Source organism: Phaeobacter inhibens DSM 16374, assembly GCF_000473105.1.
Taxonomy (GTDB): domain Bacteria; phylum Pseudomonadota; class Alphaproteobacteria; order Rhodobacterales; family Rhodobacteraceae; genus Phaeobacter; species Phaeobacter inhibens.
Genome location: NZ_KI421498.1, coordinates 3347689 through 3358384, shown reverse-complemented (window position 1 = coordinate 3358384; position 10696 = coordinate 3347689). Strand labels below are relative to the sequence as shown.

7 protein-coding genes are annotated in these 10696 nt (G+C 61.6%); 2 read left to right on the top strand and 5 right to left on the bottom strand.

What is annotated here, in order from left to right; all coding sequences use genetic code 11:
* Nucleotides 1–1185 precede the first annotated feature (1185 nt).
* Together INHI_RS0120065 and INHI_RS0120060 are read left to right on the top strand one after the other, a co-directional pair.
* Nucleotides 1186–1896, top strand: coding sequence for a heme oxygenase-like domain-containing protein (locus tag INHI_RS0120065; protein ID WP_254656901.1), 711 nt, complete (start codon nucleotides 1186–1188; stop codon nucleotides 1894–1896).
* 84 nt (nucleotides 1897–1980) lie between these two features.
* Nucleotides 1981–4557, top strand: a complete 2577-nt coding sequence (locus INHI_RS0120060; protein WP_027248721.1) for an HWE histidine kinase domain-containing protein — start codon at nucleotides 1981–1983, stop codon at nucleotides 4555–4557.
* A gap of 94 nt (nucleotides 4558–4651) precedes the next feature.
* Here the strand turns inward: INHI_RS0120060 and INHI_RS0120055 are convergent, their stop codons facing one another.
* The 5 genes from INHI_RS0120055 to INHI_RS0120040 form a co-directional block, all read right to left on the bottom strand.
* Nucleotides 4652–7867 (bottom strand): 2Fe-2S iron-sulfur cluster-binding protein, encoded by a 3216-nt coding sequence (locus INHI_RS0120055; RefSeq protein ID WP_027248720.1) that lies wholly within the window; start codon nucleotides 7865–7867, stop codon nucleotides 4652–4654.
* 149 nt (nucleotides 7868–8016) lie between these two features.
* The gene (locus INHI_RS0120050) at nucleotides 8017–8790 is read right to left on the bottom strand and encodes a LamB/YcsF family protein (protein ID WP_027248719.1); all 774 of its coding nucleotides are present in this window, start codon (nucleotides 8788–8790) and stop codon (nucleotides 8017–8019) included.
* Complete coding sequence (locus INHI_RS21440) at nucleotides 8787–9341, bottom strand: 5-oxoprolinase subunit C family protein (protein ID WP_367834110.1); 555 nt, start codon at nucleotides 9339–9341, stop codon at nucleotides 8787–8789. The genes INHI_RS0120050 and INHI_RS21440 overlap by 4 nt, the downstream gene beginning before the upstream one ends.
* On the bottom strand, nucleotides 9286–9843 hold the full coding sequence (locus INHI_RS21435) for a 5-oxoprolinase subunit C family protein (protein ID WP_367834109.1): 558 nt from the start codon (nucleotides 9841–9843) through the stop codon (nucleotides 9286–9288). The genes INHI_RS21440 and INHI_RS21435 overlap by 56 nt, the downstream gene beginning before the upstream one ends.
* Nucleotides 9840–10592 (bottom strand): 5-oxoprolinase subunit B family protein, encoded by a 753-nt coding sequence (locus INHI_RS0120040; RefSeq protein WP_027248718.1) that lies wholly within the window; start codon nucleotides 10590–10592, stop codon nucleotides 9840–9842. Before INHI_RS0120040 ends, INHI_RS21435 begins: the two co-directional genes overlap by 4 nt.
* Between the last annotated feature and the right edge of the window lie 104 nt (nucleotides 10593–10696).

Below are 10696 nucleotides of genomic sequence, written 5' to 3'. Positions count from 1 at the left end.
ACGTTCCCACGCGTTACTAACCCGTCCGCCGCTCACTCCGAAGAGTGCGCTCGACTTGCATGTGTTAGGCCTGCCGCCAGCGTTCGTTCTGAGCCAGGATCAAACTCTCAAGTTGAAACGCACTTACATGCGTATCCTTGACGTTCGAACCTCTGCACATCTTTGAATGTCCTACCGCTAACGCTACTTGAGGACGGGCCTCAAACAGCACGGCTTCGAACCCGGCTAGGAACTCGAAACGAACATTCAACATTCTCTGTTTCTCGTGCTTCAGTACCAAAGGTACAGAAAGCCGACAAACAGTGAAGCTGACACTTTATTATCGCGCAACCACCTCACTACTAGAGCGAAAGGCTTTGCTAAAAGCGTTGATATGAAGAGGTTGATCCATCGAATGAACCAAACCGCCCACATATCTCTTCAGATATCATCAATGTCAAAGAGCATACATCCAGAGACAATAACCAACAGATGCGCCAATCTCATGACGCGCCCGCCGATCAAACCCTCATAAATGTCACCGTCTTTCCGATGCGTCCGACCGTCTCTCCAGCCCGTCCCAGCGCCTCTCCGCCGTGTTTCCCATCCAATCCAGCGTCCCCGCCGTCCCGTCCGGTGTGTCTCAGTAGCGCCTCAGCGCCGCCGGTGAAGGGGGTTCTAAGGCGAGTTAAGGATGGCCGCAAGCGGTTTTTTGACGTTTTCATGAAGTTTTCCCAAAAATCAATTATTATCCATTTTTATCAACAGCTTATAATATGAGATTTCTCCAAATTCCTCTCATTTCGGGCACGTTTCTCACGACTCATACCTTGCCCAAGCGCCAGCGCGACAGCGCGGTATCTATATGTAGGTGCTCGAACGTGCGCGACCACTAGGCGCCCGCCGCCTCGACCCACTTCGAGTCGGAATCACGAACCGCAAACTGCCGATCAAAGCGATGCTTTTGCACAAATCCGTCTCCCCCTACGGAATACTGGTCAACCCTCAGAACGCCGCTAGGTCACTGTTGGGGCTAGGGGTTGTGCCACACCTCCTCATGGGCTTTGGTAAGTTGCAAGCATGACTACGCCGCAAGGATCAGCGCAGAGATCAGCGCGGGGACGACAACAGGATGCACCGGATCACCGAGGGATCCTGTCCATGCAGAATTCAAAACGCGTGCGCGCAGGACCAAGATACGAGACCATGACAGATCTTCACCTCCCCGCATCACTCACCCTGGCCGAGGATACCAAGGACGCCCCTGGCCGGGACGCCCTGAACACTGTGCTGAAAGGCGATGCCCCCTCCGTAACAGAAGGCGGACAAATGCAGCAGCCCCGTGGCACGCATCGCAGCCTTCAGGACAAGCCCGGGTTTCGGTTTGAGCTGCGACGAGCCACCCGTCCCGAACATAATGCCGCTGAACTGGCCTTTGCCCCGTTTCACCAAAGCCCCCTGCCCCATCTGGCCTGGTTTCTGACCTGCCAGCATACTGCACTACATGCGCTGGCCAGCACCTGTTGTCTCAAGAGTGGACGCGCCACCGCACTGCTCGCCGATTTGACAGCAGCGCTGCGCGCAGATTGCGCCGACAATGGCGACCACCCGGCCACCATCCCCGTCGACACCCTGCCCCGGCTGCACCCTTTGGCGGTGGATTACCTCGTGCTGGGGTCGCGTATGGGAAATGAGGTGTTGCGCCGCCGCCTGAGCGAGGCGGCGGGCCAGTCGGCGCTGCCTGCCTATTTCGCACCCCGAGATCATCTGGTGGCATGGCGTGCAACCTGCACAGATCTGGACCAGCTTCCGCAGGGGCGCGCATTGGCCCGGTGCATTATTGCAGATACCCGTAAAGGGTTCGGTCTCTTTGAGACTGCGGCGCGGCTCAATCCGCTGAGGCCATCCACGATCTGATCACGATCTGATATAGAGTAATACATATAAGACAGCGCCGTTGGCGCGACGTGCAAACGGCTTATCAAAAAAAGGGCCTGTACAATGGCTTTGGAACAGACAGTCTCCACCACCACACTGACCAATTGCGACCGTGAACCGATCCACCAATTGGGCCGGGTGCAATCTTACGGCGCGCTGATTGCCGTTTCGACGGACTGGCTGGTGCAGCATGCCTCAGACAATCTCCTTGAAATACTGGGCATCGAGGCGCAGGCGGCTGTCGGCCATTCGCTGGGAGATCTGATCGCGGAGGACGCCTTCACCCGCATTCGTCGCAATCTGAGCGCATTGGAGGCCCCGGACAGCAACCTGCGGTTCTTCAACATCCCGCTGAAAGACCGCAGCCAGGCGTTTGATGTCAGCATCCATCAGAGCGGCCGTCATCTGGTCATCGAATTCGAACCGAAATTCGAGCGCAGCGAGCGCGATGTGATGTCCGAGATCTACCCGCATTTCTCGCAGCTGCGCCGGGACGAGGATATTTCGCGACTGGCGCAGGGGGCTGCACGCGGCCTGCAGGCGCTTTCGGGTTTCGACAGTGTCATGGTCTATCAGTTCCAGCCGGATCACTCCGGACAGGTGATCGCCGAGATACGCAGCGACCAGACCAAGAAATACGAAGGCATGTTCTTTCCCGCCTCCGATATCCCTGTACAGGCGCGCGCACTTTATAAGCGGTCGCTGTTGCGGCTGATTGCCGATGTGGACGATGAGGGCGCGGCGATCAGCCCGGCGTTCAAAATCGATGGGGCGCCCCTAGATCTGTCTTTGGCGGTGACCCGCGCGGTCTCGCCGATCCATCTGGAGTATCTGCGTAACATGGGCGTGCGCGCCTCCATGTCGGTATCGATTATGAAAGACGGGGAGCTGTGGGGCCTGTTTGCCTGCCATCACAAGCGCCCGCGGTATATCGACTATGAACGCCGCACCGCCATCGAGATGTTCGCACATGTGTTTTCATATGAACTGAGCCAGTTCGAGACCACCCAGCGCAGCCGCGAAGAAAAGAGCATGAGCCGCCTGCAGACCCAGTTGATGGCAATGCTGGCGGATGGCCGCACGTTCAAGGAAAGCCTGATTTCAGTCTCAGAAGACATTCAGGATGTGATCCCCCATGACGGTCTGGTGCTTTACTCCGATGGCGAATTTCACGCCACCGGCACCACACCCACCGCGGAGGAGACCCGGTCACTCGCCAAAATGCTGGATCTCACCATTGGAGCCACGGCCTTCTCGACCAACCAGCTGGAGAGCCTTCACGAACCAGCACGCGACTATATCGACCGCTGCGCCGGTATCCTCGCGATCCCGATTTCAAAACGCCCGCGCGACTATCTGATCCTGTGCCGCCGCAATATCTCGCAGACGGTGGAATGGGCGGGCGACCCGACCAAACCGATGGAGGTCGGTCCCAACGGCGTGCGGCTTACCCCCCGCAAAAGCTTCGAGGCCTGGCAGGAAACCGTCGAATGGCGCTCTGCTCCCTGGGCAGACAACAGCCTTCACAGCGCCAATATGCTGCGCACCGTGCTGCTGGAGATCTTCCTTAAGGTGACGGAGGCCAACAATGCCGAGCGGGCGCGCGCGCAGGAGCAGCAACAGCTGCTGATCTCCGAGTTGAACCACCGGGTCCGAAACATCCTCAACCTGATGCGTGGACTGGTGACCCAGACCAAGGGCACGGCGCGGACGCTGACCGAATTCACCGAAAACCTGGATGGTCGCATCCATTCGCTGGCGCGCGCGCATGACCAGTTGACGGGTGAGCAATGGGAACCCGCTTCCCTGCGGGCGCTGATCACCTGCGAACTGGAGGCCTACACCACCGGTCGTGATGATGAGGTTGTCCTTACCGGCCCTGATGCGCTGGTCACGCCGGTGGCCTTCACCACTCTGGCCTTGGTTCTGCATGAGTTGACCACCAATTCGGTAAAACATGGTGCCCTCAGCAATGGGGTTGGCCGTGTCGAGATCGTTCTGGAAGAAGAGGACAGCGGCGCCCTTCTGATCAGTTGGATTGAACGCGGAGGCCCGCCCGTGACGCCGCCTGCACGACGTGGCTTTGGCTCTACCATCGTGGAGAACTCCATCCCGCACGAGCTGAAAGGCGACGCCTCGGTCCAATATAAGACAACCGGCCTTGAGGCGCGGTTCCGTATCCCCACCCGCTATCTCGACAAGATCAAGCATAACGAGAGCAACACCATTCCTGACGCGCCCCTCTCCGAGGCCGAGGAAGCCCCGAAGCTGGGTGGCAAAGCACTGGTGGTTGAGGACAGTTTCATCATCGCCATGGATCTTACCGCCATGCTCGAAGATATGGGTTTCTTCGAGGTCGCCAGCGCCTCCTCCGTCGGCAAGGCGCTGGACGCACTGGCGGAGGGCGGCTTTGAATATGCGGTGCTGGACGTCAATCTCGGCTCCGAACAATCGGTCCCCGTGGCCGAAGAACTGGCGCGGCGTGGCATCCCCTTTGTGCTGACCACCGGCTACGGCGAAGTGCAGGATATCGTGGATATCTACCCGCCCTGCCCGATTGTGCAAAAACCGGTCTCCGAAAGTGCGCTGGCCGCCGCCCTTCTCCGCGCGGGCGAGAGGTCAGCCACCGAAACCCCATGATCGGGGTGCCAACCCCTCTGTGACAGCGACCGGGCCGCGCCATCTGTGACGCGGCCCGAAACATCTGGGCGCGCGCCGACTCAAGCCTCCGCTGTCAAAGATCGACCTCGATCACGCCATCTTTCTCCACCGCCCGCGACTGGCACAGGATCACCGCCTCTTTGCGCTGCGCCTTGGACAGGACAAAATCGCGGTGCTCCACCTCGCCTGACACCAGCCCGCATTTGCACACGCCGCAGATCCCGTCAGAGCATTTCACATCAATATGAATGCCGTTCTCCGCCAGCACATCCGTGGCGGTCTTCTCCGCTGGCACATGTAGGCTGCGACCGGAGCGCGCGAGTTTCAGGGTGAAGTCGTAGTTTTCATACTCCGGCACCTCCGGCACGGAAAAATACTCCAGATGGCGCGCCTCCTCAGCGAAGCCCTGCCGCTCTGCCGCCTCCATCACGCCGCTCATGTAGCGGTCCGGCCCGCAGGTGTAGACATGCCAGCCGTCCTGACACCCTGCCAGCAATCTATCCAGATCGGCGCGGCTGCCCTCATCCGAGACATGGATGTGCACATGCTCGGCCCAAGGCATCGCTGCCAGATCATTCAGGTAGCCTGCGTCCTTGCGCGAGGGCACGGAGTAATGCAGCTCAAACGGCTGTCCCAACGCATGTAGACGATGCGCCATCGCAATCATCGGTGTCACCCCGATGCCGCCCCCCATCAGGAAACTGCGGCTGGCCTCCTCCACCAGTGGGAAATGGTTGATCGGTTTGGAGATAAAGACCCGCCGTCCCTTAGTGAAAATCCGGTGGAGCAGCTTCGATCCCCCTCGTCCCACATCCTCACGCAACACTCCGATCTGATATTTCGACCGATCCGCCGGATCGCCGGACATGGAATACTGCCGCAAAAATTCAGGCGCGACCACGATGTCCAGATGCGCCCCTGCCGTCCATTCGGGCAAGGGGCTGCCGTCGAGACTCTTGAATTCGTATTTGGTGACGCCGCTACTCATCACCTCCACGTTGGACACCTCAACCCGCAACACGGGGCTGTCGTCGTCATTGCTATAGATGTGATCCCAATCACCGGTTTCGCCCCGCGCCCGGCGGGCTTTGTACTCTTCGGCGGTGATCATTGCCTGATAGGCCTCAATCCCCGCCTCCCGGTCCATCGGGAACGGATATGGCCAGGGGTGCGGCGCCAGATGTGCGGGGTACACCGCCAGCGTCTGATCCTCATAGCGCAGATCCAGATCCTTCTGCAGCGCGCGCGCATTGACCGGATGGCGCGTCGGGCGATAGCCGCCGTCTTCCTCCAGTTCCAGATCCCACCACCATTTCTTGGCCGGGTTCATCTCGCCATTGCCGACCATGTCATCCAGCCGCGCAAGCGCAGGCGCCGCCGATGGCATATTCATCGCCGCCCAGCGGAAGGGTTTTTCCTTGAATATGCCCTCCAGGTTCCAGGGGCAGGTCTTCATACACCGCCCACACATCGCCCCGCCGGGCGTGGTAATCCGATAGGTGGTGCATTTCTGGCTGTCCGATTTCCAGATCTCATAGCCATTGAACATCAGCTTCGGCCCTGCGGTGATGGCCCCCGACGGGCATTCGCGCGCACATTTGTTGCAAGCCTCGCAAAACGCCTGCAGGCCGAAATCGATCGGCTTGTCATGGGCCATCGGCATATCGGTGGTCACAACCCCCGACTTCAGGCGCGGCCCAAGGAAGGGGTTCAGGATCACCTCACCAATCCGGCTGACCTCGCCCAGCCCCGACAGCAGCAGTAGGGGCGGTTGCAAAACCTCGCCATCCATCACCGTATGGGCCTTCGCCTTGTAGCCGAGGTTGCGGATCTGGCGCGCAATCACACCGCCCAGCAACGAAAACCGCAGGTAGGCCCGCATGGACTGCGCCACCGCAATCCAGTCATCCCCAGAGGTGCCTTCTGTCGTGTCAAAGCCCTGATCGACAATCATCGAAATCGCCTGATCATGCTCCGGGTGGATCTCGGCGCCGGTGGCGTCATGGCTGTACCAGGTCCAATCCGGGCAGCGGCTGATCCCCACCGCATCAATCCCCAGCCAATAGCTCGCCGCCTTGATATTGGCGGCGTTGCGCTCCGCATCTGTGGGGCGCGGAGCCTGCGGGGCGGGCGCGCCATCCTGCAGCAGCACAAAAGCCCCCAGCATCCGCCGCTGCGCCATCGAAGGCGCGGCCTTGCGCACATAAAACCCGCCGGTTGCCGCCGTCTGATTGGTCTTGCCCATGTCGCCGAACTGGCTGCGGGCAAACATATCGGCGCGTTTGGGCACCCGCGCCACACGGGCCTCATCTATATAGGTGGTGGGATCCGCGACCCGCTTCAGCGTCTCAAACGGATGCGGCCCATCGCGGAAATCGCGGCGGGCAAAAGGATCACCATTCAGCGCTGAACGTTCCGACCCGATCCCCAGCCACCATTTCGGCCCTTTGACCTGCATCACCGGTTGCAGATCCTGCGGCAACAGCGGCCGGTCGCGCGCCATCTCAAAATCGGTGGTCACCACCGCCACACCAAACCGTGTGCCCAGATAGGGGTTCACCAGCTTGCCGTCCTCAACCGTGGCAAGCCCCGCAGCAACGGTCAGCTGATTGAGATCCACATCCGCCGAGGTGCCGGTATGCGCCTTTGCATCCCAGCCCAGCAGGCGGATGTAATTCGCCAGCACCACCGCCGTCTCCGAGGCCCGCAGACAGGCGCGGTGACGCTCGGCCCCCTCCAGCCAGTCACATCCCGCCTCATCCGGACGCGGATCGCGGGGCATATCATAGAGAAAGACAATCGAATGGGTGTGATCGCCAATCGTGGTCGGCGGCGCCTCCATCGCATCGCGCAGATCCGCCATGATCATGTCGATGCCCGAAGCCAGTGTCTTGGTCTGGCGGGTCTTCAGATCATGGGACAGCCGGTCGATGTCCGGGTTGCGATAGGGCTGTGCCAGGCGGGCCGATGCGGGTAGCGGCCCGATCCCCACCATTGCGGCATCGCTGAAATAGCCAAAGGCCTTGATATGGTCGGCCCGCTCCTGCGGGTCGCTCGGACAGTCAGCCTGCGCCTTGTTGACCAGCCCGTCGCGGATCGCATCCATCATCGCCTGATACTCGCCCATCGCATTGACGATGGAGCTGGGCATATCAGCCCGTCGGAAATTCAGCGGCTGAAACGGCGGCACTGCCGCAAGATCTGGCATCGGGCCCGGCTGCACCCGCTCCATCGGAAACGGTCCCATATGTATCGGGCGGGACCGGGTCGAAAACAAACGGAGGGACATAGGCGGATCCTGTTGCAGCAAAAGGCTGCCACAGGTTTATCCCAGAAATCCGTGCCAGGGATAGGCTCCAAAATCCAATACTATCAATATTTAGATTAATTCATTGATTTAAATCACTAAAATCAACATCCAATCCACATTGACGCCGCCTAACCCCGCCGCCCGTCAAAAGCCCGAACCTCAATACCGCCCTCAGACAGTGCCCGACGCACCGCGCGCGCCAGCTCAACCGCTGTGGGCGTATCCCCATGCAGGCAGATCGTGTCGATGGCGGTGGGGATGCGTGCGCCGCTTTCGGTGATGATTGCCCCCTCTTGCACCATTTGAAGGATGCGCGGCCCGGCAAGCGCCGGATCGTGGATCACCGCACCCGGCAGCGACCGGTCCACCAGCGTCCCGTCATCATTATAGGCCCGGTCGGCAAAGATCTCACCGCACCAGTTGCAGCCCAGCTCGCGCACCACCTCTTCCATGGCGGTGGCCGCCAGCACCATGATGATCAGATCCGGGTCCAGCTCCAACGCCGCCTCGTAGCAGGCCCGCGCCATGGCATGATCCACTGAGGCCATATTGGACAGCGCCCCATGCAACTTCAGGTGCCGCACCTCAGTGCCCGCCGCCCGCGCCATGCCCTGCGCCGCGCCCAGCTGGTAGCGGATCAGATTGGCCAGCGTATCCTGTGGCACCTGCATCCTGCGGCGGCCAAAGCCCTGAAGATCATCAAACCCCGGATGCGCGCCAATCCCCACCCCGTGATCGCGGGCCCGCGCCATGGTCGCCGCCATCACATCCGGATCCCCCGCATGAAAGCCGCAGGCGATATTCGCCGAGGAGACAACCTCCAGCAGCGCGGCATCATCTCCCATGGTCCAGGGGCCAAAGCTCTCGCCCATATCGGCGTTCAGATCGACGGTCTTGCTCATGTCTCAGCTCCAGGCTCATTTCGGGGTTCAAAAGGATCCGCTGCGGCGGAAACCACGCCACCAATCAACTGATAGGACAGAAGGTCAGCCATATCAGCCGGATCGCGCAACAACGGGTGGCAGGCAGAGGGCAGCCCCGCAACAGCGGCCTCATGGGCGGCCTGCTGGGCCAGCCCTTCCTCAAGCGTGACCCAGCGAAACCGCAGCACAGCCCCAGCTGCCGCCTGAACCGCCCGCGACAGATCGCAGGGCAGAACCGTACCGATCCGTGGGTAGCCCCCGGTGGTCTGTGCCTCGCGCAGCAGCAGGAACGGGCGGCCATCGCCCGTCATCTGTACATCTCCCGGGACAATGATCTCCGACAGCACATTCAGCTGCCCTTCAGCAGCAAATCCGGCCCCCTCGGACATCAGCTGCAACGCCATGCGACTGGCGCGCCGCCCCGGTGTGAAGGGCGTCTCGGCAAAGCGACGGCGCACCTCGGCTGGGAACAAATCAGACTGGAAACTTTCGACCAGCCGCAGCTCCCCGCCGGAAAACCGGTCCGCCACGCGCAGCCCCCAACCCCGTGACCTGCCGCGCCGCCGGCAGCACCTCAGCTCCCACCGGCAGTGTATCGCCTTCGGCCACCGGCGCGCCAAGGGCCGCCACCAGATGCGCCGCCCGCGCGCCCAGCTGCATATGCGTGGCAAACCCGCCCCCCACATGCAGATATCCGTAAACGCCCCGTTTTGCGGCACCGATCTCCAACCGCTGCCCCGGCTCAATCCGGTGCGAGGCATTCCAGACCAGCGGCGTACCGTCCAGCGTTGCCACCATCTCAGCGCCGGTCAGGGCGATCCGCATCGACGCGCTCGCCTCGAACTGTCCGCCTATCCCGGCCATCTCCAGCGCTGCAAGCCCGGCATCCTGTCGCAACAGCGCCGCGCCTTCGGCCAGCGCCAGCGTATCCGCCGCGCCGCCCTGCGACAGCCCCTGCCCGAGGTAGCCAACCCGGCCCCGGTCCTGCACCGTGCAGGAGGGGCCGATCCGCAGAACCCGCAGCGCCCTCATGATGTGACCTCGCTGACAATTGCACCGCCCTGTTCGGCGCCGCTGTCCCGCAACCGCAAAAACGCCGCGCGGCTCACCGGTTCAAACTGCAGCTCATCCCCCGCGCGCAACGCAAAGGGGTCGGCAGCCTCCGGCTGAAACAGCGTCAGACCGGTCTGCCCGACATGGCGCCAGCCGGTTGGTGATGCGGTTGAAAACAGCACGAACTGCCGGATCGCCAGCACCAGTGCGCCAACCGGCACCTGCGGAGTGACTTCGCTCTGTCGCGGGATATCCCAGTTTTCGCCCAACGTCCCAAGATAGGGCTGCCCCGGCGCAAATCCGATGGTCAGCACCCGAACCCGCGCCGCGCCCAGCTCCTCAATCGCAGCCGCCTCGCTCAACCCTGCCAGATCCGCCGCCTCTGCCAGCTGTGGTGCGAGCTCAGTGCCGTACACCGTCGGCACCCGCCAGAACCGCCGCCCATCCGGAAGCGGCGCCTGATACCAATCCCGGGTCAGCAACAGATCTGCCAGCGCCCCGCGCAACCGATCATGCGGCAGCGCCACCGCATCAAAGCGCACAAAAACCGAGGCCAAAGAGGTCGCAGTTTCCACCACGCCGCTCAGCCCCAACGCATTGACCGCACTGCGAAAGGCAAGCGTGGCCCGATTGGTGGCCTCATCCAGCTGATCACCAAAACTGACCAGCATTCCCGACAGCCCGACATTGCGGATCAGCGGATAGGTTGGGGGGGCCTCGCGCGACATGGTTCCTCCGACAGCGGCGACGAGCGACGCCCCGGCCGCCTTGGGCCGCTCCGGTATCGCCGTCCATTTTCGCCACAGGGTTGCGCCGCAACGCGCCGATAGTC

What these genes read in the sequence shown, in the direction of transcription:
- INHI_RS0120065 (WP_254656901.1), top strand. Translation starts at nt 1,186, where the DNA reads ATGACAGATCTTCACCTCCCCGCATCACTCACCCTGGCCGAGGATACC.
- INHI_RS0120060 (WP_027248721.1), top strand. Translation starts at nt 1,981, where the DNA reads ATGGCTTTGGAACAGACAGTCTCCACCACCACACTGACCAATTGCGAC.
- INHI_RS0120055 (WP_027248720.1), bottom strand. Translation starts at nt 7,867, where the DNA reads ATGTCCCTCCGTTTGTTTTCGACCCGGTCCCGCCCGATACATATGGGA.
- INHI_RS0120050 (WP_027248719.1), bottom strand. Translation starts at nt 8,790, where the DNA reads ATGAGCAAGACCGTCGATCTGAACGCCGATATGGGCGAGAGCTTTGGC.
- INHI_RS21435 (WP_367834109.1), bottom strand. Translation starts at nt 9,843, where the DNA reads ATGAGGGCGCTGCGGGTTCTGCGGATCGGCCCCTCCTGCACGGTGCAG.
- INHI_RS0120040 (WP_027248718.1), bottom strand. Translation starts at nt 10,592, where the DNA reads ATGTCGCGCGAGGCCCCCCCAACCTATCCGCTGATCCGCAATGTCGGG.